Below are 23,488 nucleotides of genomic sequence, written 5' to 3' on the forward strand. Positions count from 1 at the left end.
CATGACCGACACCCCGCATTTCCCGCTCTCCGCCGTGGTTGGCGCCGATGATCTGAAACTGGCGCTGTACCTGACGGCCATCGACCCGAAGATCGGCGGCGTGCTGATCGAAGGCCCGCGCGGCATGGCCAAGTCGACACTGGCCCGGGGTCTGGCGGATCTGCTGGCCAGCGGTCAGTTCGTCACCTTGCCGTTGGGCGCCACCGAAGAGCGACTGGTCGGCACGCTGGATCTGGACGCGGCGTTGAGCGACGGTCGTGCGCAGTTTTCTCCCGGCGTTCTGGCGAAGGCTGACGGCGGCGTGTTGTACGTCGATGAAGTGAATCTGCTGCCGGATCATCTGGTGGACTTGCTGCTTGATGTGGCCGCCAGCGGCACCAACCTGATCGAGCGTGACGGGATTTCCCATCGGCATTCGGCGAAGTTCGTTTTGATCGGCACGATGAACCCGGAAGAGGGTGAATTGCGTCCGCAATTGCTGGATCGCTTTGGTTTGAACGTCGCCCTGAGCGGTCAAACGGCGCCGGCCGAGCGTGGGCAGATCATCCGGCGTCGACTGGATTTCGACAGCGATCCGCAGGCGTTCTGTGCGCAGTGGGAGGCTGAACAGCAAGCTCTGCGTCAGCGCTGCGAGAACGCCCGCAAGGTTTTACCGGGCATCCCGCTGGATGACGCGGCGCTGGCCCAGATCACCGAGCGCTGCTTCGCGGCAGGCGTCGACGGTTTGCGCGCCGATCTGGTCTGGCTGCGTGCCGCGCGGGCGCATGCGGCGTGGCGCGGTGCGGACGCCATCGCCGAGCAGGATATCGATGCGGTGGCTGAGTTCGCATTGCGTCATCGTCGTCGCGAACAGTCCTCATCCAGTGCGCAGCCACCGGCGCAATCACCGTCCGGCTCCCAGACTGATCCAAGCGAAGGGCAGGGGCAGTGGGGTGAAATGCCGGCGCCGGCGCCGGCACTGGCTACCGGCGCACGCCGCGAAGTACCTACCTGGCCGCCACACCTACAAAAAAAGCTTTAGGCATTCGCCCCCGATCCGACGCGGGGGCGAATGCCAGACCCCGCGCCGGACGCCTCGATAACGGCCGCCAGGGCAAGCGTCATGCCGCTCGCAGTGGCTCGGTGAACTGGCCCGGAACCTTGCTCAATGGCCGCCCGAAAACCCGGGCGGATCTGCTGTTTCAACTGCGCACCCGCACGCCCCATGAACTGTGGCTGGTGATCGTCGATGCCTCGGCCTCGACCCGTCGTCATCAGGCGCTGAGCGATGCCAAGGGCGTGCTCGCACAACTGTTCGATGACGCTTACCGGCAGCGCGCGCGCCTTGCGTTGCTGACCGCAAGCGGCGCCGCGCCGAAATGGCAGGTGCAAGGGCTGAAGGCCTCCAGCGGATTGCGCGCGTGGCTCGATGGATTGGGTGCGGGAGGCGGCACGCCTCTGTTGGCAGCGCTGACGGAAGCCGGGCATTGGCTGACGGTGCGGCGCAAGCGTTTCCCCGCTGAACAGCAACGGTTGCTGGTGATTACCGATGGCCGTTTGAAAGACTGGCCGCAACTGCCGGCGCTCGCGTGTCCGGGCCTGTTGATCGATATCGAGCGCGGGCCGATCCGCCTGAAGCGCGCAAGGCAATTGGCGACAGCGCTGGACGCGGATTACCGGCATATCGACGAGTTGTTGTCGGTCTGAGGACTATGCTGCAGTGAGGCCAAATCACAAGGAGTGAATCATGCGCGTACTGGTCGCCAATCCGCAGGACGATTTTCGCGTCAAGGCCTACGCCGGCACCAACGGCGTGCTGCTCGCCATGGACCTCGCCGAACCCCGGCGCAAAGGCCTGCTTGGGTTTGCCATCGAAAAGCAGCAGGGCGACAAACCGTGGTTGTTCCTGTTCAACAGCCTGACCTTTCCCGGCAAGGCTCATACCTTCCCGCAGTTCCACGCCACGCCAAGCGACAAGGCGCCGTTGCAGAAATTTCGCTGGGCCGATTACGCGGTCAATCCGGGCATGACGATTCACTACCGCGTGCACCTGGCGTATGGCACGCCGGATGCGCTGCAACTCGGTGAGGCGCTGGAGCTGACGATCCGCTCCGACGACGGTCATCCCGCCAATCAGGGCGTGATCTTCAATCGTGCCGTGGCAGCGAGCCAGGCGTTTCAGCGCAAATTCCCCGATCTCGACGCACAGATCAGTGCCAACAAAAACCTGCCCATCGAAGCCTGGCCCGATGCGGCGCGTCAGTGGCTGGAGAACGGTCTGCTCGGGCGCCTGCAAGGCTTTATCGAACGAGCGGTGGACGCTCAGTGGGCGCTGGACATCGCGATCTACGAGTACCAGTTGCAAGCCATCATCGACACGGTGAACGCGGCGTTCGATCGAGGTGTTCAGGTGCGCGTGCTGTATCACGCCCGGCCCGACGACGAAGACACGACGATCAACGAAGCAAGCCTTGCGAAACTGCCGGCAACATGCAAACGCGGGCGGGTCACCCACAACATTTTCCATAACAAGTTCATCGTCCTCAGCCGCCTCGACGGAGGCGGCGAGCGTCAGCCGCAAGCGGTGCTGTGCGGCAGCACCAACTTCACCGCCAACGGCGTGTACCGCCAGGCCAACGTGGTGCATGTGCTGGACGATTCGGCGGTCGGCACGAGTTACTTGAAAACCTTCGAGCAGATCTGGGCCGAGCCGGCAGACGTCGGCGCCACCCGCGACTGGATTACCCAACACAACCCGATGAATCCGGCGCAGCCCCTGTTCGCCGGGTTCTCCCCGCGTACCGGCGGCGCGGATCTGCGGGAGTTTGTCGATATCATCGAGGCGGCAAAAAAAGACCTGCTGTTCGTCACCGCCTTCGCCTTGCCCGACGCGATTCTCAACGCGTTGCTCGGCCAGCCCCACGACAACATTCTGCGTTATGGCCTGCAAAACACGGTCAGCCGCATCACCGGGTTTCACGCCGACCGAACCGCCGAATTCGCCGCCACCGCGTTGCTCAACACCGGACTGGAAGGCTGGTTGCGGGAAAACATGAAAGGCCAGAAAGGCAACCTGCTGGTGCACACCAAAGCGGTGGTCACCGATTTCACCAGCGACAGCCCGACCCTCATCAGCGGCAGCCATAACCTCAGCACCTCCGCCAGCAACGGAAATGACGAGAACTATCTGATCATTCGCGGCGACACCGATCTGGCGGATCGCTATGGCCTGGAACTGCTGCGGTTCTACGAGCATTACCGTTTTCGCTACTTCGCAAAAAAACTGGCGTTGAAGCAGGTGCAGCCGTTGGCGGCGGATGACAGCTGGACCAACGACTACTACGTCGAGGACGATCTGCGCCAGTTGTCTCGCCTGCGGTTTTCCGGGCGTTAGCCCTTACATATCCGTTGGCTGCCGATGCTGACAAGAGCGGCGATAGTCAGGCGGCGTACAGATTTTGAAATGATTTCCAGCTGTAGGAAAAGTCATCAGAGCCTGTACGCTTCAAGGCCTTTTTTCATTCAGGATTTGCATGAACACCCTCTCGGAGCCTCCCAGTTCTTCTAAAAAAACAACGTTCCCTTCGCGCCATTGCGCGGTCTTGACGCACTCGCAGCATCCGGTCTTCCGACTCCCGACTATCGTTGATGGCGCAGCCTTCGAGCTTTCGCGCCGCGCTTTGCCGTGTCCGGCAGCCTGAATTCACTGAAGAGAGACAGAGACAGATTATGGAATGGTTAGCGGATCCCACGGCATGGCTGGGCTTGTTGACACTGATCGTGCTGGAACTGGTATTGGGCATCGACAACCTGGTGTTCATCGCCATCCTGGCGGACAAACTGCCGCCGCATCAGCGCGACCGCGCACGCATCATCGGCTTGAGCCTGGCGCTGATCATGCGTCTTGGCCTGCTGGCGAGTATTTCCTGGCTGGTTACCCTCACGCAGCCTTTGTTCGAGGTGTTCGACAAGAGCTTCTCCGGCCGTGACCTGATCATGCTGTTCGGTGGTGTGTTCCTGTTGTTCAAAGCAACCATGGAATTGCACGAGCGGCTGGAAGGCCATATCGGCGAGCGTTCGACCAACGCCGCTTATGCGCTGTTCTGGCCGATCGTGGCGCAGATCGTCGTGCTCGACGCGGTGTTCTCCCTGGACGCGGTGATTACGGCCGTGGGCATGGTCGATGAACTGGCGGTGATGATGATCGCGGTGATCGTGTCCATTGGTGTGATGATCGTTGCCAGCAAGCCGCTGACCCGTTTCGTCAACGCCCACCCGACGGTGATCATGCTGTGTCTGGGCTTCCTGATGATGATCGGTTTTGCCCTGACCGCTGAAGGCCTGGGTTTCCACATCCCGAAAGGTTATCTGTACGCGGCCATTGGTTTCTCGATCCTGATCGAGATCTTCAACCAAATCGCCCGCGCTCGTCGCAAGCGCTCGATGCAGGGCTTGCGCCCGATGCGCGAGCGCACGGCCCATGCGGTGATGCGTCTGTTGGGTGGTCGCAAACTGGCGGCGGAAGAAGTCGGCGAGGAGATTTCCGACTTGCTGGACAACGGTGAAGCGCCGAGCGCGGAGCTGTTCGACCGTCGCGAGCGGGTGATGATCAGCGGTGTGCTGCAATTGGCCGAGCGACCGATTCGCGCCTTGATGACAGTGCGCGCCGATGTCGATCACATTGATCTGGCGGACGACGCCGAGGCTATTCGCACGCGACTGATGCATTCGTCCTACTCGCGCTTGCCGCTGATTCGTAACGGCGCAGTGGATGAGCCGCTGGGCTTCGTGCACAAGAAGGAATTGCTCAAGGAATATCTGGCCGGCAACGAGCCGAACCTTGAACACCTGGCGCGCAAGACCGTCAACCTGCTGGACAGCTATTCGATCCTCAACGCACTGGAACAAATGCGTGCAGCCTCGACCCACATTGCCTTTGTGGTGAACGAGTTCGGTGACTTTGTGGGTGTGTTGACCATGACCGACATTCTCGAATCGATTGCCGGTGAACTGCCCGATGCCAGTGAAATCGCCGGCCCCGATGTAGTCGAGGAGCAGGGCGGGTTTATCGTCAACGGTGCGCTGAACCTGACCCGCATCCGCGAGCACACCGGTTTTCGCGCTGAGCCGACCGAGGATTACCAGACCCTCGCCGGGCTGGTGATGAGCCTGCTGGATCGCCTGCCGATGAAGGGCGATCGACTGGAGCATGCAGGCTGGGGCATGACCGTGATGGCGGTCGAAGAACGTCGTGTGACACGGGTGTTACTGGTGCGTGAGGCCTGATGGCCTCACTGATGTCAGTTCGAAGGCCTCCAGTACCTGAGTCAGCATCTCGCGATGCTGACCGGTGGAGCAGATGTTGAGTGTGATGTCGGGCCACTGACGCAGTATCCGGGCCAGCGGAGCCATTTTGATGGCCTCCGGGCGAGTGCCGAAAACCATCATGACTTCAAAGGACATTGACCCTTCCTGGACGTAGCATGGCTGCGACCCGAGGGGCCGGCAGCACTCATCTCTTTCTGAGAAATAAAGAAAAGCAGCCGGATGGGAGCTTGTCCAATCCGGTCTCGAGGCTAGTTGTTACAGATCAATAGGAGCGAAGGTGCAACTGCCTGATGGCGCTTGGATTGCACTTTCAGGAAAGGTTCCACCGTTTTGCGCGGTGGACGGTGCAGAGGGTGCGGAGGGTGTGACGCAGCCAGTTCAGGTCATGGCTCGGTTTGCGTGTTGCAGCGCAGTGCCTGGTTTTGCCGAGGTGTTGGGTGAAGTTGTGACGCAGTGATTCCTCTGTACCGATGCCTTTCAGTTTTTTGACCAGAACGCCTTCCTTGTAGAACAACACGGTCGGTGTGCCCGTGACATCCGGATGTCGACACGACTGTGCGGTATCGAGCATGAAGATATCCATCCAGGGCCGGAAAGGTTTGGCGATCTCGAGAAAAACCGGGCTGGAAAACACGCAGGCAGCGCAATGCTCATTGAAGAAATACAGGACGACAAGACGCCTGGCTTTCAAGACTTTCCGGTACGTCGGGGGCAACGCTGAATATCGAGTCGGTGTCGTCATTGGAGCCTCCTGGTCAATGAGTCTGGAAGGCCTTTGAAGTTAAAGCAGGGCAAAACGGCGGTCTACTGTCAGAAATTACAGGTAGGTCCTGCAAAGGATGATTTCGTCCTACTTTGATGCAAGAGCATTCCCTCAGAAGACTCAGATCCGTGGAGGCCAGGCAGCTGGTATCGTTTTTCAGGCATTTATCAAAGGAGCTTCTGATGGGCGGCGATGCAGGTTTGAAAGCAGTTTCCGTAGTACGAATCGATGAGGCACTTATGAATCGCCTTGAGGATCTGGAGCTGATAGCTCTCTGCAAGGAGCGGGAAAATGATCCGACCATAAAAGTTTCGATAGACGACCTTCGAGCTCGGTTCTCGGAGATAAACGCTGCCCCTGAATCGATCACCCGTGCACCGACTGGGAACCTGTTACCCGCATTGTTGTAGCCAACGGTAGCGCACGCTCCGCTCTCTCGCTGTTTCTCTATTTTTCCGTTTTACGTATCTCTTTGATTCCTTTGAATTTTCAAACGGGTGCAGATTCCCCGCGAATCCTGTGGCACACTTTCTGCTGTTTATTCCGTAGTAACAAACCGTATTCCGGTATAGCGGAATAAACAATCCTCTGGAGTGCTTGCCATGCATCGCCGACCTTCCTTGTTCAAAGCGTGTGTTTTTGTTCTCGCGGCTTCGTCCGCTGTCATGGGTATGGCCCAGGCGGCCGACAGCAAGCTCGACAGCGTCCTGGCCCGTGGAAAACTGATTGTGGGCACCGGCAGCACCAATGCGCCGTGGCACTTCCAGGGTGCGGACGGCAAGTTGCAGGGTTTTGATATCGACATCGCGCGGATAGTGGCCAAAGGTCTGTTCAATGACCCGAGCAAGGTCGAGTTCGTGGTGCAGTCGTCCGATGCGCGGATTCCCAACCTGCTGACCGACAAGGTCGATATGAGCTGCCAGTTCATCACCGTCACCGCCAGCCGTGCGCAGCAAGTGGCGTTCACTCTGCCGTACTACCGCGAAGGCGTCGGCCTGCTGCTGCCGAACAACAGCAAGTACAAGGAAATCGAAGACCTGCAGGCAGGGGGCGATGGCGTGACCGTGGCCGTGCTGCAGAACGTGTACGCCGAGGAGCTGGTGCATCAGGCGCTGCCCAAGGCCAAGGTCGATCAGTACGACAGCGTCGATCTGATGTATCAGGCGGTGAACTCCGGCCGCGCCGATGCCGCCGCCACCGACCAGTCTTCGGTCAAATACCTGATGGTGCAGAACCCTGGCCGCTACCGCAGCCCGACTTACGCCTGGAGTCCGCAGACCTACGCCTGCGCCGTCAAACGTGGCGATCAGGACTGGCTGAACTTCGTCAATACCGCGCTGCATGAAGCCATGAGCGGCGTTGAGTTCCCGACCTACGCCGCGTCGTTCAAGCAATGGTTCGGCGTCGATCTGCCATCGCCTGCCATCGGTTTCCCAGTCGAATTCAAATGATCCCGTGAGAGTGGGGCGCCCTGATGCGCCCCGCTCAAGGTACTGCCGACCATGAACTATCAGTTGAACTTTGCCGCCGTGTGGCGCGATTTCGACACCTTGCTGGCGGGGCTCGGTCTGGGCCTCGAACTGGCGCTGGTGTCGATCGCCATCGGCTGCGTGATCGGCCTGCTGATGGCGTTTGCCTTGCTGTCCAGGCATCGCGCCTTGCGGGTGCTGGCATCGGTGTATGTGACGGTGATCCGTAACACGCCGATTCTGGTGTTGATTCTGTTGATCTACTTTGCGTTGCCAAGCCTGGGGATCCGGCTGGACAAGATCCCGTCGTTCATCATCACCCTGTCGCTGTATGCCGGGGCGTACCTGACCGAAGTGTTCCGCGGCGGTTTGTTGAGCATCCCCAAGGGCCAGCGCGAAGCGGGGCTGGCGATTGGTCTGGGCGAGTGGCAGGTGAAGGCCTACGTCACCGTGCCGGTGATGTTGCGCAACGTGCTGCCGGCGCTTTCGAACAACTTCATTTCGCTGTTCAAGGACACCTCGCTGGCCGCTGCGATCGCGGTGCCGGAGCTGACCTATTACGCGCGCAAGATCAACGTCGAAAGCTACCGGGTGATCGAAACCTGGCTGGTGACCACGGCGTTGTATGTCGCGGCCTGTTACCTCATTGCCATGCTGCTGCGTTACCTCGAGCAGCGTCTGGCAATCCGCCGATAGGAGGCTGCGATGTACGAATCCCCCAGTTGGTTGCATGAGTTGTGGATTGCCCGCGAAGCCTTGTGGCAAGGCTTTCTGACCAGCGTGCAGGTGTCGGCGCTGGCGATTTTGTTCGGCACGGTCATCGGTGTGTTTGCCGGGCTGGTTCTGACTTACGGCAAGTTCTGGATGCGCGCGCCGTTCCGCTTTTATGTCGATCTGATTCGCGGCACGCCGGTGTTCGTGCTGGTGCTGGCCTGCTTCTACATGGCACCGGCGCTCGGTTGGCAGATCAGTGCCTTTCAGGCCGGCGCCCTCGGGCTGACGCTGTTTTGCGGCTCTCACGTGGCCGAAATTGTGCGCGGTGCGTTGCAGGCCTTGCCGCGCGGGCAGATGGAAGCCGGCAAGGCCATCGGCCTGACGTTCTATCAGTCTCTCGGTTACGTGCTGTTGCCGCAGGCGCTGCGGCAGATCCTGCCGACCTGGGTCAACTCGTCCACGGAAATCGTCAAGGCGTCGACCTTGCTGTCGGTGATCGGCGTGGCCGAGCTGTTGCTCAGCACCCAGCAGATCATCGCCCGGACGTTCATGACCCTGGAGTTTTACCTGTTCGCCGGTTTTCTGTTCTTCGTCATCAACTACGGCATCGAATTACTCGGCCGGCACATTGAAAAGCGGGTGGCCCTGCCATGACTCAAGCTCAAGTTTCCAACATCCAGAACGCTCAGCCGCTGCTGGACATCCGTGGCCTGCACAAGCAATACGGCGCGGTCGAAGTGCTCAAGGGTGTCGACCTGAGCATGCAGCGCGGCAACGTGGTGACGCTGATCGGCTCCAGCGGCTCAGGCAAGACCACGCTGCTGCGTTGCGTGAACATGCTGGAGGAATTTCAGGGCGGGCAGATCCTGCTCGACGGCGAATCCATCGGCTATGACGAACTCAACGGCAAACGCGTGCGCCACCCGGAAAAAGTCATTGCCCGTCATCGGGCGATGACCGGCATGGCGTTTCAGCAATTCAACCTGTTCCCGCACCTGACCGCGTTGCAGAACGTCACGCTCGGCCTGCTCAAAGTCAAAAAGATGCACAAGGACGAAGCCGTGGCCCTGGCCGAAAAATGGCTGGAGCGGGTCGGTCTGCTGGAACGGCGCAATCACTTTCCCGGCCAGTTGTCCGGCGGTCAGCAGCAGCGCGTGGCGATTGCCCGGGCGATTGCGATGAACCCGAGCCTGATGCTGTTCGACGAAGTCACCTCGGCCCTCGATCCGGAACTGGTCGGCGAAGTGCTGAACGTGATCAAAGGCCTGGCCGAGGACGGCATGACGATGTTGCTGGTGACCCACGAAATGCGTTTTGCCTTCGAGGTATCGGACAAGATCGTTTTCATGAATCAGGGGCGCATCGAAGAGCAGGGGCCTCCCAAGGAACTGTTCGAGCGTCCTCAATCGCCGCGGCTGGCGGAATTTCTCAAAAGCACGCGGTTCTGACTTTTCACTTTTTCAATCAGGAGAAACACCCATGAGCATTACTCGTTACGGCACCGGCAGCACCGCCGCTGGCGGCCAGCCGCGTCCATTCGCCCGCGCCGTTGAAGCCGATGGCTGGCTGCATGTTTCCGGGCAGGTGCCGGCGGTGGATGGCGAGATCATTGTGGGCGGCATCGTCGAGCAGACGCACCAGACCATGAAAAACCTGATCGCGATTCTCGAAGAAGCCGGTTATGGCCTGGAAGACGTGGTACGTGCCGGCGTGTGGCTGGACGATCCGCGGGATTTCAGCAGTTTCAACAAGGTCTTCGGCGAGTACTTCAAGCCCGAACACGCACCGGCCCGGGCCTGTGTGCAGGCGAGCATGATGGTCGACTGCAAGGTCGAGATCGACTGCATTGCGTACAAGAAGAAGGCCTGAGTATCGACCGCTCCCGCGCAGAGCGTGGGAGCGATCTTTCGCGATAAACTCCCGGCACTTTGAATGGGAACCACTGAAATGACCGAAGACACCATCAAGCGCCGGGCACGCGGTCTGGACCGGGCGTTCGATATCCTCGATTTTCTCAAGGAAATCGGCCAGCCACTGCGCCCGAACGACATCGCCAACGGCATCGGCAGCCCGAAATCCACGGTCTACGAACTGGTGGCGTCATTGCTCGAGCGGCGGATCCTGGAGCCGGTGGGCAAGGACGGTCACGTCTATCTCGGTCGTCAGCTGTACTTCCTCGGGCAGGCGCATTTGCGGCATTTCGACCTCAGTCGCGAGGCTGATCACGCGTTGCAGGAGATCGTCAGCCAGACCCGGGAAACCGCGCAGATGTGCCTGCTTAACGGGCGTAAATACACGGTGGCGCTGATGAAGGAGGGCGAGCGGCATTTCCGCATTTCTTCCGATATCGGCGAAAACGCGCCGATCCCGTGGACCGCCTCGGGACGCCTGCTGCTGGCGCACTTGAGTGACCAGCAGATCAGCGATTTGATCGACCCCGAGGACTTCATCCTGCCGGATGGCGAACGCCTGCCGATGGAGACGTTTCTGGCGGAAATCCGTCAGGCTGGCATCGACGGTTTCTTCTCCTTCGACAGTGTCGCCGACACCTTCACCCATTGCTTCGCCGCCCCGGTCAAAGACCCTCAAGGCGTGGCCATCTGCACCCTGTGCATCGTCGCCCCGCGCGCCGATGCCAAGACCCATTACAACGACTATCGCCGGGTCTTGATCGAGAGCGCCAACAGCCTCGCCCGGCGAATCAACGAATAACCGCGCTTGCCTGCGGGCGCGACTGTGAGGAGTTCGACCATGACGACTGCCAACAACACTGCTGCCGTGGAAAAGGGCGATGCCGCCGTCGGCGCGCAACTGGTGCGTGACATCAGCCTGCCGGCGCTGGTCCTGCACCGTGAAGCGCTGGGACACAACATCCGCTGGATGCAGAAATTCGTCAGCGACAGCGGCGCCGAACTCGCGCCCCATGGCAAGACCAGCATGACCCCGGCGCTGTTTCGTCGTCAGCTCGACGCCGGCGCGTGGGGCATCACCCTGGCCAGCGCCACCCAGACCCGCGCCGCTTACGCCCACGGCGTACGCCGGGTGTTGATGGCCAACCAACTGGTCGGCACGCCGAACATGGCGTTGATTGCCGATCTGCTGGCGGACGATTCCGGTTTCGATTTCTATTGCATGGTCGATCACCCGGACAACGTCGCCGATCTGGGCGCTTACTTCGCGTCGCGTGGCGTGCGGTTGAACGTGATGATCGAGTACGGGGTGGTCGGTGGCCGTTGCGGTTGCCGCAGCGAGCAGGAAGTCATCGAACTGGCCAAGGCCATCGGCGCGCAGCCGGCACTGGCCTTGACCGGCATCGAAGGTTACGAAGGCGTGATCCATGGCGATCACGCCGTCACCGGCATCCGTGAATTCGCCGCCTCGCTGGTGCGTCTGGCGGTGCAGTTGCAGGACAGCGGCGCGTTCGCCATCGCCAAGCCGATCATCACCGCGTCGGGTTCGGCCTGGTACGACCTGATTGCCGAATCGTTCGAAGCGCAGAACGCTGGCGGGCGTTTCCTCAGCGTGTTGCGTCCCGGCAGTTACGTGGCGCACGACCATGGCATTTATAAAGAGGCGCAGTGCTGCGTGCTCGATCGTCGCAGTGACCTGCACGAAGGGCTGCGTCCGGCGCTGGAAGTCTGGGCCCACGTGCAGTCGATGCCGGAGCCTGGCTTTGCCGTGATTGCCCTGGGCAAGCGTGACGTGGCGTTCGATGCCGGGATGCCGGTGCCGTTGCTGCGTTACAAGGCCGGTGTGCTGCCGGCGGTGGGCGACGATGTCGGTGCCTGCAAGGTGACGGCGGTGATGGACCAGCACGCGTTCATGACCGTGGCGCCGGGCGTGGAATTGCGCGTCGGCGACATCATTTCCTTTGGCACTTCCCACCCGTGCCTGACCTTCGACAAGTGGCGCGTAGGGCTGCTGGTGGACGAGCAGTTGTCGGTGATCGAAACCATGGAAACCTGCTTCTGATGAACATGCTCAGTGCATTGGGTCCGAACACCCCGCGCATCGCCCTGATCGGCGAATGCATGATCGAACTCCAGCAACGTGCCGATGGCAGTCTGCAACAGAGCTTTGGCGGTGACACGCTGAACACGGCGGTCTATCTGTCCCGCGCCATGGGCGACAAGGCGAACGTCGATTACGTCACGGCGCTGGGTGACGACAGCTTCAGTGACGCGATGTGCCGCAGTTGGGCCGACGAAGGCATTGGTCTGGATCTGGTTCAGCGCTTGCCCGGTCGTCTGCCTGGCCTGTATTGCATCCAGACCGATGCCGCCGGGGAGCGTCGCTTCCTTTACTGGCGCAACGAAGCCGCCGTGCGCGACTGCTTCACCACGCCGGCGGCCGCACCGATTCTGGCGGCGCTGCCGGATTATGACGTGTTGTATTTCAGCGGTATCACGTTGGCGGTACTCGGCACACAGGGCCGTGAAAAACTGATTCAAACCTTGATCGAAGCCCGTCAGCGTGATGCGCGAATCGTCTTCGACAACAACTATCGGCCGCGACTGTGGGCTTCAGTGGAGGCGGCGCGGGCGGCGTATCGCAGCGTGTTGCCTCATGTCGATCTGGCATTGCTGACGGTGGACGACGAGCAGGCGCTGTTTCATTTCGAAGACTGTGATGCGGTGTTTGCAGCGTATGCGCAGATCGGCACGCCGGAAGTGGTGCTCAAACGCGGCGCCGAAGCCTGTCTGATCCGTTGCGACGGGGAGGCGTTCGAAATCCCGGCGCAGAAGGTCGAGAAGGTGGTGGACACCACGGCGGCGGGGGATTCGTTCAGTGCGGCGTATCTGGCGAGTCGTTTGCTTGGGGGTGGCCCGGCGGAAGCGGCGCAGGCCGGCCATCTGCTAGCGAGCCAGGTTATTCAAGTACCCGGCGCTCTGATTCCGAAGTAATCGGTGACCGATTGCCGGGCAATCGGATCGTGAGCAGGCTCGCTCCCACAGTGATTGTGTGTCGTTCACGATTTTTTTGTGGGAGCGGGCCTGCTCACGATTGGCCCTGAAGCCAAACACTTAATCGCGGTAAAACACCTGCACCAGGTGATAACCGAACTTGCTCTTGATCGGCCCGTGCACCGTGCGCAGCGGCTTTTTGAAGATCACCGCATCGATCGCGCCGACCATCTGTCCCGGCCGCACTTCACCCAGATCGCCGCCGCGCTTGCCGGACGGACAGGTCGAAAACTTCTTCGCCAGCACATCGAACGCTTCACCATTGGCGATGCGTTGTTTGAGTTTTTCAGCCTCTTCGGCGGTCTTCACCAGAATATGGCGGGCTTGGGCTTTCATCGTGCAATACCTGTAGCGGGGTGACGGCGGGGCGCGGATTATGCCTCAAGTCACGGGGTTTGGCTGGTCATCGTGCGGATCTTGCCGGCCAGCTGTTCGATGGAAAACGGTTTGGCGACCATGTCCATACCGTCTTCGAGGAAGCCCTGGCGTTCGGCGGCTTTCTGCGCGTAACCGGTCATGAACAACACTTTGAGCCCCGGACGATGCTGGCGGGCGATCTCAGCCAGTTGCCGGCCGTTCATGCCTGGCAGGCCGACGTCGGTCACCAGCAGGTCAACCCGCATGTCCGATTCCAGCAGCGGCAGGGCACTCCTGGCGTCTTCGGCCTCATGGGCGCGATAACCCAGCTCCTTGAGCAGGTCCATCACCAGCATGCGCACCGCCGGATCGTCCTCGACCACCACCACGGTTTCACCGGTCGCGGGGGTGGGTGTCTCGCTGACCGTTTCTGCCAATGGCTGCTCAGGTTCCGGCGCGTGGAGGCGCGGCAAGTACAGCCGCACGCAGGTGCCCTGGCCAGGCAGGCTGTCGAGGCTGACGTGTCCACCCGATTGCTGGGCAAAGCCATAAATCATCGATAACCCGAGCCCGGTGCCTTGCCCGATGGGTTTGGTCGTAAAGAACGGATCGAACGCCTTGGAGCGCACCGAAGGCGTCATGCCGGTGCCGTTGTCGCTCACCGCGAGCATCAAGTAGTCACCGGCCTTGACCGGTTCGAGGGTGGTGATGTCGTTGCCGTCGAGGTAGACGTTAGCGGTTTCGATTAATAGCTCGCCGCCGTCGGGCATGGCGTCGCGGGCGTTGATCACCAGATTGAGCAGGGCGTTTTCCAGTTGGCTGACATCCGTACTGACGGACCAGACATTGTCGGCAAGGCGCAACTTGAGCTCGATCGGATCACCCTTGGTGCGGCGGATCAGGTCTTCCAGCGAACGGATCAGTTCGTTGACGTCGATGGTCTTGCGATCCAGCGACTGGCGCCGGGAGAACGCCAGCAGACGGTGGGTCAGTGCCGCCGCGCGGTTGGCCGAGGACACCGCCGCGTCGGTGAAACGGCCGATCTCATCGGCGCGGCCATTGGCGATGTAGCGCTGCATCAGGTCGAGGCTGCCGATGATGCCGGTCAGCATGTTGTTGAAGTCGTGGGCGATGCCGCCGGTGAGCTGGCCGACCGCTTCCATTTTCTGCGCGTGGCGCAGAGCGTCTTCGGCGCGTTCGCGTTCGAACATCTCGTTCTGCAAACGCTGGTTGGCCTGGGCCAGTTGTTCGGTGCGCGCACTCACGCGTTCCTCAAGGGTTTCATTGAGGTTGCGCAGGGCTTCTTCGGTCTTTTTACGTTCGGTCTCGTCGATCACGAAGATGTAGAAACCGTTCACCGCACCGTCCGCGCCGTGGCGCGGCAGGTAGTTCATCAAGGCATGCCGCTGGCTGCCGTCGCGGTGCGGCGTGTACAGGCTGAACGAGCAAGGGCGGCCGGCGAGGGCTTCGGCGATGTACGGCGCCCGCAGGAAATAGGCCTCTTCGCCGATCACCTCACGGATCGTGCGACCGTACAGCTCTTGAGGCGTGAGCCCGTACCAGTCGAGGTACGCGGCGTTGTTCAGGCGAAAGCGTTCTTCGTGGTCGACATAGCTGATCAGGATCGGCATGGCGTTGATGATCAGTTGCAGCTCGGTCTGGCTTTGGCGCAATGCCTGTTCGGTGTGCTTGCGCTCGGTCAGATCCAGCGCGGCGCCGAGAAAACGCATCGGCCGGCCATGATGATCCTTGTAGCAGCGCCCGCGGGCGAACACCCAGCGCAGCTCGCCATTGGCTTGCAGTAACCGGTATTCCTCGGCGTATTCGGTGCCGTGGGTGATGCAGTGCTTGATGCTGCGGGCAATCATCGCGCGGTCTTCGGGGTGCACGCCTTGCAGGTATTCGCTGATCGGCAACTGACCGGCCAGCGCCGGATCGACACCGTGCAACTGGGCGAAATGCGCGTCGGCGATGAAGCGGTCTTCGCCGATGTCCCAATCCCAGGTGCCGACCGCATCGGTGGCTGCCAGCGCCAGTTGCAGGCGCTCTTCGCTTTCGCGCTGGGCCTTGAGACTGTCTTCCGAGCGTTGCTGCAGTTCCAGGGCGATGCGCCGGCGTTCGTTGGTTTCAATGGCGGTGACCAGAATGCCAGCCACTTGCGCGCTTTCATCGCGGATCGGGCTGTAGGTCAAATCCAGCCAGAAGTCGGAATCCTTGCCGTCCCGTTGCAAGGTGAAGCGCCGTTCGCTGTAGGTTCGCACCTGGCCTTGTAGGACTGCGCTGTAAATCGGGTCGGTAAAGTCTCGAAGTTCCGGCCATATCTGGTGTGCCGGCTGTCCGAAAGCGTGCGGATGCTTGCTGCCGGCCAGCAGCGCAAAGCCGTTGTTGTAGATCTGGGTCAACTGCGGACCCCACAACAGCAGCATCGGCATCGGCGAGTGAATCACGATGTCTACCGCGGTGCGCAAGCTCTGTGGCCAGGTGCCGGAGGCGCCCAGCGGGCTGCGGCTCCAGTTGGTGCGGGCAATCAATGCCTGGGCGTCGTTGGTGTTCGGTACAGCGTTCATCACATCAATCCTGAGCATCGGTCGGTGAGGCGGCGTCTACTATCCTAGTGCGGTAGACGCTGTAAGGCCCGTTGCGTCACGACGACGGGCCTTGCGATTCATTGAAAGCTTCACGGGTGTTTCTTGCCATGGAAATCGACGCACTGCTCAAACTGCTGGCGAGCCGTCACGGTTCGGATCTGTTTCTTTCCACCGGTGCACCACCCAGTGCGCGGTTCGACGGGGTACTGATGCCCTTGAGCGACCAGCCCTTCAAACCCGGCGAGGTGAGCAGTGTCGCCGCCTCCCTGATGGACGCCGAGCAGCGCCGTGAGTTCGACCGGGATCTGGAAATGAACCTGGCGATTTCTCGAACGGGTATCGGCCGCTTCCGGGTCAATATTTTCAAACAACGCAACGACGTGTCGATTGTTATCCGTAACGTCAAACTCGACATTCCGCGATTCGAAGACCTCAAATTACCGCCAGTGCTGCTCGAAACGGTGATGCTCAAGCAGGGGTTGATTCTGTTCGTGGGCGCTACCGACTCCGGCAAGTCTACCTCCCTGGCGGCGCTGATCGATCATCGCAATCGCCACAGCAGCGGGCACATCATCACCATTGAGGATCCGGTGGAGTATATCCATCGACACAAGAAGTCGATCATCAATCAGCGCGAAGTCGGGGTCGACACACGTAGCTTTCATGCGGCGCTCAAGAACACCTTGCGCCAGGCTCCGGACGTGGTGCTGATCGGCGAGATCCGCGACCGCGAGACCATGGAGCATGCATTGGCGTTCGCCGAAACCGGGCATCTGGTTCTCTCCACATTGCATGCTGTCAACGCCAGTCAGGCGCTGGATCGAGCCGTCAATTTATTTCCCGAGGAGCGGCGTCCTCAACTGATGCACGCCTTGGGCAACAACCTCAAGGCCCTCGTGTCCCAGCGTCTGGTACGAACCGTCGATGGACAGCGGCGCGCGGCCGTGGAAGTGATGCTGGGATCGCCGACGATTGCCGACCTGATCAAGAACAACCAGTTGGACGATCTGAAAGTCATCATGGAAAAGTCCGGGGAACTTGGTATGCGTACCTTTGACAGCGCCCTGCATCAACTAGTGATTGAAGGTGCAATCAGTGAAGACGAAGCATTGAGAAATGCTGACTCAGTCAATAACTTGCGTCTTTCACTGAAGTTAAATGAGCAAAATGTACGTGCCGACAAAACTTCTTCGGAAAGTTGGGGACTGCTTGATGAATAGTAAGCAACTGTAAAAAATGTTTTTCCGCAAGGCCTGGCAATTTTGAAGAGTAAAAGGCGTGGTGCTGGTTTTGTTATTGTTTTTTTGAAGTTTGCATACTTTTGAATGGTTCTGAAAAATTAGCTGACATCGTAAGGGTCGATTTTAAACAGTATTTGATTGAGTCTGTTTAAAGGTTATTTGCCTGTTCTTTTGTCAGATATTTTTTGAGGATTATTTGTGAGAATTCAATCGAATGCGTCTGCTGTCTCGACGACAGAGGCGGATGTAAAACGTTTGGCAGCTGATCGTGAAGAAACACTATTGGTTGTAGAGCGACTGAATAAGAATGTCGGCAAGTATGGCGAGAGCGATGATGTTCAGCTGGATCTGTCAGGCAGTTTTTTTAACATGGTCAAGGGCTCGTCAATTTACAATCTGCATGCACCGCTGGCTGGCCGCATCGGGGAACTGCAGGAGCGTGCATTCATACAGGACGTTATCAATGCACTTGCTATCGAAACCTATAGCCACGCCGCCTTGACGGAAGAGGGTGAACTGCTGATTTTTTCCAAAGGTAAGCTGCTGCCCCCGTTGCCGCTGTACGCCACCCTCGACCAAGACCGCAATGACTTGGACTTGTTGGCGCGGTGCGCGGCGCAGACAGGTGGAGTGATCTGGGACACCAATGAAGGGTCGCTGGAACAATGGCTGAGATTCTATGAGTTCGATATTCCTGCCACTGTGGGCGATTGCAAAAAGCTTATCGAGCATCTAAGCATTGAAGCATTTGATCCTTGGTTTGGGAATTATTGGGGGCAGATCAGTGGCGAAGATGAGATGTCCGTCGTTCTGACAGATGCAGAAAAAAGTCGTATCAAGGCTTTTACAGCTACTTTATTAACCCATGATGTCCGATTGCTGGATAAGGTATACAAGGGCGCCGCAAGCGCGTTGGCAGGAGCCAATGCCGATAATGGATGGTTGATAGAGGGGATTTTGTTTCACGAGGACACTCAACTTCTGGCGAAAAAATATATCCAGGCACTGGATTGGTATGGCGCCGATGACACCGACGCCATGGCGCCGGAAGAACTGGGTCAATTGATGTTGAGCGCCATTATTATCGATCTAGACTCAACAGAAGGCTCTGCCAACAGAAACGTTATTTGTGGGTATGATCTTTATCAGCCAGCTAATTGCGATTTGCATCCTTATGCAGTCTTCAAACACTTCGAAAATCATTTGATTGCTACAAGAAAAGTGTCCCGGGAAGCCGCCGCTCTGGCCGCCCATATCATGCTCGGTGAACAGGCACCGGAATTTCTGGTGCAAGGCATCAGTGAAGATATGCTGGTCGGTTCTGTTGGCTGGATCAGCTTTTGCAGTGCGGTGGCGACCCTCGAGCTGAAAACCAAAGGGCTGGCCCGTGTAATGAATGCCAGCAAAATCCAAGTGTTTGGCAATATGGAACCGCCGAGCAAATCCTTGCGTGATCTACGAGCCATTGCGGTCATTGACCCGGTGCTCGATTGGGGGCTTATCAACGGCATCATCACTCATGACGCCTTGGCTGCGGACCCTCAGAGCGCATCGAATGTGGTGTTTGGCCATTATGAAACGCACATGAAACTGTTAGCCCGGACAGCCGAGGTGCTGGCCAGACCATTGCCTGACAAAATGACCTGCGCATTGCAAGAGTTGAAAAGAGCCCTTCCGGGATGCGATTTCCTGGAGAAGGACGTTCTTTTTGAACAGCGAGTGCGTGATGCGGGCGAGGTGCCTGCACCATCGTTCGCGTTGGACATACGGCCTGTACTGGATAAAGTGACCAAACCCGATCCAAAAGCCAGATCAATGGTCGAAATTCATGCCTCGGGAGAACTTACGAGCCGGCAGTGGGACCTGATGAATCAACCCAGCATCTTCAGACAGTTCGGCGCGCCGATATACGCGTTGGCGCCGATCAAGCCCTTTGTAATCAAGGAGGTTTCGCGGTGGTATGACAACCTGAAAGGTGCAATGACCACCACGTTGAAGCTGGCCATTTCCAGAATGCCTTCGGCGGATCGTCGGGTATTTCTGAACGGTGATGTCAGTTTCTTCACCCTGCGACCGTCCGTAGGTGTTTATCACACGCCGCCGGTGTCCACACAGAATGGCTTGACGGGCGCCGCGTCAGTTTCCAGGACGGTGCTGTCGGAGACTCAGCAGGCTCGAGATGAAGCGACCGGCCGTTATGGCTTTGTCATGTGTGCCTTGAAGGGTGGCAATGAACTGCTCTGCTATGAAGTATTCACCTTGCAGGGTGTGTGTCGCAAAAATGAACGACTGGCTGAACTGGTCCGCCTTTGCGGTGCCATGAACAAGGCTTCGCGTCTGGACTATGACGGGAATCTGAAAGCGTACGTGCCGGCAGCAGCGGTACTGACGTTGCCGACGGACCTGGGGTGTTTCACCGAAGGGCGCAGAAGCGCCAGTGCCAACGACAGTCGTGGTGTCATCGACAAACTGGGAACGTTGCGCAAAATAAATCGTTCGGCCGAATACAACGGTACTGCCTATCAAAGTTTTGACGACGTTCAATTAACGGCGCTGGCAGCCTTTATCGTCGATCATCATCCGCCAGCGACCTACAAGGATGTCGAATCCGTCGCATTGCTGCCGACGCCGCTGGAAGAAGAAAGGCAACGTCTGGAGAAACTCGGGGAGTACGTTCTGAATCTGGTAGTGCCTTTCAGAAGCTGTATCGCCGATCTGACCTCCGGTGACAAGGATCGTATTGGCAGTGGTGTGTTTGGTTGCGTCATGGATGCTATCGGACTGCTCGGAACCGCTGTTGGCGTCGCCAGCAAAGTGATGAGCGTGATCGCGCGTTCGGTGTCGACTACGGCTAAGGTTGCCAGTCTGGCCAGGTTCGCCTTGAGCACGACGATTTCGGTCTTCAATCCACTCGATGGCTTTGGCGCGATGGCCAGAACCGGCGGCAAACTACTGGGACGAGGCGGTGCGCGGCTTGTTCGAAATGGTGTGAAGACCCTCACGTCCGCCAGGTTCCAGTTGCGTCGAATTGTGGGCCATGCAGCGTCTGTCGATCTGTGGCAGGCGAGTGATTACGCAAGACTGTGCCAGGGTAGCTGGCGGCCATCGGCTACGTCGGCTCAAGTACTGAATGTCCGGGCGCTCAAGCAAGGTACTCACTGGTTCGCAATCAACCGATCAGGGCGGGCCTGGGGGCCGAAGCTGAGTGATTTCACCTTTGCTCATGCGTTGCGACCCTATCAGTCTTTCCGAAAACTGCCGGATGCCTATATCGGCCAAATCATCGGCAGAGCCTTGCCCAGGGCGTCCAGCAAGGTCGATGGAGCCTTGAGGTCTCTAGTCAATAATGTCGATCAGCTCAAGACTGACCTGGTAGCCGGTTTGCTGTTTGGCAGCAGTGCCAGGGGGCGAGACAACATGCTGACGTATCTCAAGTTAATCAAAACCGACTTCGACGGCTTTTCGTTCGGCAACTGCCTTCTGGAAGCGGTTCAGGAGGATGGCCGAACGATGCTTATCGACTCCGCGCTTTACCTTGCGTGGAGGCGAGCTGGCAAGCCAGCCTCCGAGACGCATCGGTTTATGAAGGTGTACGGAGAAAATCTGCAGGATCATTTCCACAATGCACATCTGAGTACCAACGTCATTGCCGATGACCTGATTCATGAAGTCTTTAAAGTCGATCCGAAATTCCGACAGCTTGCAATTGCCCCCATGAAGCCGGCAATCGAGGCCGAGCATTATAAGTTGGACGTCGCACCGTTGATTAATCTGGCGCGGGGTCACGCGCGCGTCCCGACGAGTATCCAGGCCGATGCCGGTGTGGATGCGAGCCGGGGCAGTTTCAAAGCATCGACCGGCGAAGGCGCGTCGGGAAAATACGACAAGAGTCGCGCCCTGGAGAATGCCGATACCTACGCCGTGATGACCCTGTTGTTGGATCAGGCGTCGGGTGAGTACAACTGGCGATTCCGTCGCAACCTTGAAACCCTGCAGAGCGCCGTGACGGCCAGCAACGGCGAGCAGATTGAAGGAGAAGTCCTGCTGGCGTTCGACCTTTGATCGCTGGGGCATCCACTCAGAGGATGCCCCATTTCACTGACCAGTCAGTTCTGGTCGATCCCGAAACTGCTCCAATGCTTCGGGGTTGGCCAGGGCATCGGTGTTTTTCACGGGCTCACCGTGCACGACATTGCGAACTGCCAGCTCAACCACTTTGCCGCTGATCGTGCGTGGAATGTCGGTGACTGCAACGATCTTTGCCGGCACATGCCGCGGCGTGGTGTTGGCGCGGATCACCTGGCGGATCTGCTGTTGCAGTGCCTCATCCAGCGTTACGCCTTCCTTGAGACGCACGAACAGCACCACGCGCACGTCGTCCTGCCACTGCTGGCCGATGGCGACGCTGTCCAGCACTTGCGGGACTTTCTCCACCTGGCGGTAGATTTCCGCCGTGCCGATACGCACGCCACCGGGGTTGAGCACGGCATCGGAGCGGCCGTGAATCAGCATCCCGCCGTGGGGCAGTTGTTCGGCGTAGTCACCTTGGGCCCAAACGCCGGGGAACTGGCTGAAATAGGATTTGTGCAGCCTTTCGCCATCGGGATCGTTCCAGAGTCCGATCGGCATCGCCGGAAACGGTCGGGTACACACCAGCTCACCTTTTTCGCCGATCACCGGCTTGCCTGCGTCGTTCCACACCTCCACCGCCATGCCCAGGCTCTTGCCCATGAGTTCGCCCCGACGCACAGCCGATAGCGGGTTGCCATTGACGAAGCAGGACACGATGTCCGTACCGCCGGACATCGAGGACAGGCAAACGTCCGGCTTGAAGTCGCGGTAAACGAATTCATAACTCTGCGGTGACAGCGCGGAACCGGTGCAGAGCAGGGTTTTCAGGCTGCTGAAGTCATGGCTTTCCCGGGGCTTGATGCCGCTGCTTTCCAAGGTTGCGAGGAATTTGGGGCTGGTGCCGAACACGCTGACCTGTTCGTCGTCGAGCAGCTCCAGCAGTCGCTCGTTGTCCGGGTAAAACGGTGAGCCGTCATACAGCACCACCGCGCTGCCCACCGCCAGCGCCGAGACCAGCCAGTTCCACATCATCCAGCCGCAGGTGGTGTAGTAGAACAAGCGGTCGCCGGGGCCGAGGTCGACATGCAGCCCGTGTTCCTTGACGTGTTGCAGCAGCACGCCGCCGGTGCTGTGCACGATGCATTTCGGCACGCCGGTGGTGCCGCTGGAATACAGCACGTACAGCGGATGGTCGAACGGCACCGGGACGAAGTTCGGCTCATCGCCGGGGTCATAGAAGTCGTCCCACAGCGTGACGTTGGCGGGTGTCCGGTAATCCGTGGCATGGGCCTGAGGTCGCGCGTAGGGCACGATGATCAACTGCTGCAAGGTCGGCAGTTGTTCGAGGATTTCATTGATCTTGATGGTCTGGTCGATCTCTTTGCCGGCGTAACGGTAACCGGCGCAGGTGATCAGTACTTTGGGCTCGATCTGGCCGAAACGGTCGATCACGCCATGGGTGCCAAAGTCCGGTGACGAGCAAGACCAGATCGCCCCCAGGCTGGTGGTCGCGAGCATCGCCACCAGGGTTTGCCAGGTGTTGGGCATGCAGGCTGCAACCCGGTCGCCGAGCACAACACCGGCCGCTTGCAGGCTGGCCTGGAACCCGGCGACTTGCCGGGCCAGCTCGGCCCAGGTCAGCAGTTCTCGCTGGCCGTTTTCCCCGATAGCGATCACAGCGATGGCATCGTCGCGCCGACTCAGCAGATGCTCGGCGAAATTCAACGTGGCGCCGGGAAACCATTCGGCCCCCGGCATTTTCATGCCTCCACGCAGAACAGCGTCGGGCTGGGTGTGAAAACTGATGTCGAAGAAATCCACGATCGCCTGCCAGAACGCTTCGCGCTGGTCGATGGACCATTGGTGCAGGGCCGGGTAGTCGTCGAGCTTCAGGTGGTGGCGCTGATTGATGAAGCGCCGAAAGCCGTCCATGCGGGACCGGGCAATGCGTTTGGCATCGGGTTGCCAGAGAATGTCGGACATGGTTTGCCTCTTATTGTTGGTCAGAAAGCTC

General features: G+C 59.3%; 19 protein-coding genes and 1 pseudogene. 15 read left to right on the top strand and 5 right to left on the bottom strand.

Going from position 1 to position 23,488, the window contains the following annotated elements:
• Nucleotide 1: 1 nt before the first annotated feature.
• From L6D74_RS04150 to L6D74_RS04165, 4 genes are all read left to right on the top strand, one after another.
• On the top strand, nt 2-1,021 hold the full coding sequence (locus tag L6D74_RS04150) for a magnesium chelatase ATPase subunit I (protein ID WP_236187749.1): 1,020 nt from the start codon (nt 2-4) through the stop codon (nt 1,019-1,021).
• 101 nt (nt 1,022-1,122) lie between these two features.
• Complete coding sequence (locus tag L6D74_RS04155) at nt 1,123-1,686, top strand: vWA domain-containing protein (RefSeq protein ID WP_080770625.1); 564 nt, start codon at nt 1,123-1,125, stop codon at nt 1,684-1,686.
• 40 nt (nt 1,687-1,726) lie between these two features.
• Nucleotides 1,727-3,373 (top strand): phospholipase D-like domain-containing protein, encoded by a 1,647-nt coding sequence (locus tag L6D74_RS04160; protein WP_236187750.1) that lies wholly within the window; start codon nt 1,727-1,729, stop codon nt 3,371-3,373.
• Nucleotides 3,374-3,708: 335 nt separating this feature from the next.
• Entirely contained in the window at nt 3,709-5,265 is a 1,557-nt protein-coding gene (locus tag L6D74_RS04165; RefSeq protein ID WP_236187751.1) for a TerC family protein, read from the top strand.
• Between the two features lie 12 nt (nt 5,266-5,277).
• Here L6D74_RS04165 and L6D74_RS04170 read toward each other — a convergent pair.
• Nucleotides 5,278-5,442: pseudogene (locus tag L6D74_RS04170) on the bottom strand (non-hydrolyzing UDP-N-acetylglucosamine 2-epimerase); the annotation flags it as partial.
• A 175-nt stretch (nt 5,443-5,617) separates the two neighbouring features.
• Entirely contained in the window at nt 5,618-6,049 is a 432-nt protein-coding gene (locus tag L6D74_RS04175; protein WP_236187752.1) for a thioredoxin family protein, read from the bottom strand.
• Nucleotides 6,050-6,252: 203 nt separating this feature from the next.
• On the opposite strand from L6D74_RS04175, the gene L6D74_RS04180 reads away from it, so the two are divergent.
• From L6D74_RS04180 to L6D74_RS04220, 9 genes are all read left to right on the top strand, one after another.
• The gene (locus L6D74_RS04180) at nt 6,253-6,480 is read left to right on the top strand and encodes a hypothetical protein (RefSeq protein ID WP_236187753.1); all 228 of its coding nucleotides are present in this window, start codon (nt 6,253-6,255) and stop codon (nt 6,478-6,480) included.
• A 192-nt stretch (nt 6,481-6,672) separates the two neighbouring features.
• Nucleotides 6,673-7,521 (top strand): transporter substrate-binding domain-containing protein, encoded by an 849-nt coding sequence (locus L6D74_RS04185; protein ID WP_236187754.1) that lies wholly within the window; start codon nt 6,673-6,675, stop codon nt 7,519-7,521.
• 51 nt (nt 7,522-7,572) lie between these two features.
• The gene (locus tag L6D74_RS04190; protein WP_007960243.1) at nt 7,573-8,235 is read left to right on the top strand and encodes an amino acid ABC transporter permease; all 663 of its coding nucleotides are present in this window, start codon (nt 7,573-7,575) and stop codon (nt 8,233-8,235) included.
• Between the two features lie 9 nt (nt 8,236-8,244).
• Nucleotides 8,245-8,907, top strand: a complete 663-nt coding sequence (locus L6D74_RS04195; protein ID WP_007960241.1) for an amino acid ABC transporter permease — start codon at nt 8,245-8,247, stop codon at nt 8,905-8,907.
• Nucleotides 8,904-9,701: an amino acid ABC transporter ATP-binding protein gene (locus tag L6D74_RS04200; RefSeq protein WP_236187755.1), complete on the top strand. Its 798-nt coding sequence runs from the start codon at nt 8,904-8,906 to the stop codon at nt 9,699-9,701. The genes L6D74_RS04195 and L6D74_RS04200 overlap by 4 nt, the downstream gene beginning before the upstream one ends.
• A 31-nt stretch (nt 9,702-9,732) precedes the next feature.
• Nucleotides 9,733-10,122 (top strand): RidA family protein, encoded by a 390-nt coding sequence (locus L6D74_RS04205; RefSeq protein ID WP_007912330.1) that lies wholly within the window; start codon nt 9,733-9,735, stop codon nt 10,120-10,122.
• 78 nt (nt 10,123-10,200) lie between these two features.
• On the top strand, nt 10,201-10,965 hold the full coding sequence (locus L6D74_RS04210; protein WP_064597007.1) for an IclR family transcriptional regulator: 765 nt from the start codon (nt 10,201-10,203) through the stop codon (nt 10,963-10,965).
• Nucleotides 10,966-11,004: 39 nt separating this feature from the next.
• Complete coding sequence (locus tag L6D74_RS04215; protein ID WP_236187756.1) at nt 11,005-12,225, top strand: amino acid deaminase; 1,221 nt, start codon at nt 11,005-11,007, stop codon at nt 12,223-12,225.
• Nucleotides 12,225-13,157: a sugar kinase gene (locus L6D74_RS04220; protein WP_236187757.1), complete on the top strand. Its 933-nt coding sequence runs from the start codon at nt 12,225-12,227 to the stop codon at nt 13,155-13,157. Before L6D74_RS04215 ends, L6D74_RS04220 begins: the two co-directional genes overlap by 1 nt.
• Nucleotides 13,158-13,277: 120 nt before the next feature.
• Here L6D74_RS04220 and L6D74_RS04225 read toward each other — a convergent pair whose 3' ends face one another.
• Together L6D74_RS04225 and L6D74_RS04230 are read right to left on the bottom strand one after the other, a co-directional pair.
• Nucleotides 13,278-13,553, bottom strand: coding sequence for a peptidylprolyl isomerase (locus L6D74_RS04225; RefSeq protein WP_007952044.1), 276 nt, complete (start codon nt 13,551-13,553; stop codon nt 13,278-13,280).
• Nucleotides 13,554-13,603: 50 nt separating this feature from the next.
• Complete coding sequence (locus tag L6D74_RS04230; protein WP_236187758.1) at nt 13,604-16,141, bottom strand: PAS domain-containing hybrid sensor histidine kinase/response regulator; 2,538 nt, start codon at nt 16,139-16,141, stop codon at nt 13,604-13,606.
• Between the two features lie 128 nt (nt 16,142-16,269).
• On the opposite strand from L6D74_RS04230, the gene L6D74_RS04235 reads away from it, so the two are divergent.
• Together L6D74_RS04235 and L6D74_RS04240 are read left to right on the top strand one after the other, a co-directional pair.
• On the top strand, nt 16,270-17,382 hold the full coding sequence (locus L6D74_RS04235) for a PilT/PilU family type 4a pilus ATPase (protein WP_236187759.1): 1,113 nt from the start codon (nt 16,270-16,272) through the stop codon (nt 17,380-17,382).
• A 219-nt stretch (nt 17,383-17,601) separates the two neighbouring features.
• Complete coding sequence (locus L6D74_RS04240) at nt 17,602-21,465, top strand: hypothetical protein (protein WP_236187760.1); 3,864 nt, start codon at nt 17,602-17,604, stop codon at nt 21,463-21,465.
• A gap of 33 nt (nt 21,466-21,498) precedes the next feature.
• Here L6D74_RS04240 and L6D74_RS04245 read toward each other — a convergent pair whose 3' ends face one another.
• Nucleotides 21,499-23,457 (bottom strand): acetoacetate--CoA ligase, encoded by a 1,959-nt coding sequence (locus L6D74_RS04245; RefSeq protein WP_236187761.1) that lies wholly within the window; start codon nt 23,455-23,457, stop codon nt 21,499-21,501.
• Between the last annotated feature and the right edge of the window lie 31 nt (nt 23,458-23,488).

It is taken from the genome of Pseudomonas pharyngis, assembly GCF_021602345.1.
GTDB classification, from domain to species: Bacteria; Pseudomonadota; Gammaproteobacteria; order Pseudomonadales; family Pseudomonadaceae; genus Aquipseudomonas; species Aquipseudomonas pharyngis.

Excerpts from the sequence above, each read along its gene's own strand:
- L6D74_RS04180 (WP_236187753.1), top strand. The coding sequence starts at position 6,253 with ATGGGCGGCGATGCAGGTTTGAAAGCAGTTTCCGTAGTACGAATCGAT.
- L6D74_RS04230 (WP_236187758.1), bottom strand. The coding sequence starts at position 16,141 with ATGAACGCTGTACCGAACACCAACGACGCCCAGGCATTGATTGCCCGC.
- L6D74_RS04165 (WP_236187751.1), top strand. The coding sequence starts at position 3,709 with ATGGAATGGTTAGCGGATCCCACGGCATGGCTGGGCTTGTTGACACTG.
- L6D74_RS04150 (WP_236187749.1), top strand. The coding sequence starts at position 2 with ATGACCGACACCCCGCATTTCCCGCTCTCCGCCGTGGTTGGCGCCGAT.
- L6D74_RS04215 (WP_236187756.1), top strand. The coding sequence starts at position 11,005 with ATGACGACTGCCAACAACACTGCTGCCGTGGAAAAGGGCGATGCCGCC.
- L6D74_RS04160 (WP_236187750.1), top strand. The coding sequence starts at position 1,727 with ATGCGCGTACTGGTCGCCAATCCGCAGGACGATTTTCGCGTCAAGGCC.
- L6D74_RS04235 (WP_236187759.1), top strand. The coding sequence starts at position 16,270 with ATGGAAATCGACGCACTGCTCAAACTGCTGGCGAGCCGTCACGGTTCG.
- L6D74_RS04200 (WP_236187755.1), top strand. The coding sequence starts at position 8,904 with ATGACTCAAGCTCAAGTTTCCAACATCCAGAACGCTCAGCCGCTGCTG.
- L6D74_RS04220 (WP_236187757.1), top strand. The coding sequence starts at position 12,225 with ATGAACATGCTCAGTGCATTGGGTCCGAACACCCCGCGCATCGCCCTG.
- L6D74_RS04245 (WP_236187761.1), bottom strand. The coding sequence starts at position 23,457 with ATGTCCGACATTCTCTGGCAACCCGATGCCAAACGCATTGCCCGGTCC.
- L6D74_RS04175 (WP_236187752.1), bottom strand. The coding sequence starts at position 6,049 with ATGACGACACCGACTCGATATTCAGCGTTGCCCCCGACGTACCGGAAA.
- L6D74_RS04205 (WP_007912330.1), top strand. The coding sequence starts at position 9,733 with ATGAGCATTACTCGTTACGGCACCGGCAGCACCGCCGCTGGCGGCCAG.
- L6D74_RS04225 (WP_007952044.1), bottom strand. The coding sequence starts at position 13,553 with ATGAAAGCCCAAGCCCGCCATATTCTGGTGAAGACCGCCGAAGAGGCT.
- L6D74_RS04210 (WP_064597007.1), top strand. The coding sequence starts at position 10,201 with ATGACCGAAGACACCATCAAGCGCCGGGCACGCGGTCTGGACCGGGCG.
- L6D74_RS04185 (WP_236187754.1), top strand. The coding sequence starts at position 6,673 with ATGCATCGCCGACCTTCCTTGTTCAAAGCGTGTGTTTTTGTTCTCGCG.
- L6D74_RS04190 (WP_007960243.1), top strand. The coding sequence starts at position 7,573 with ATGAACTATCAGTTGAACTTTGCCGCCGTGTGGCGCGATTTCGACACC.
- L6D74_RS04195 (WP_007960241.1), top strand. The coding sequence starts at position 8,245 with ATGTACGAATCCCCCAGTTGGTTGCATGAGTTGTGGATTGCCCGCGAA.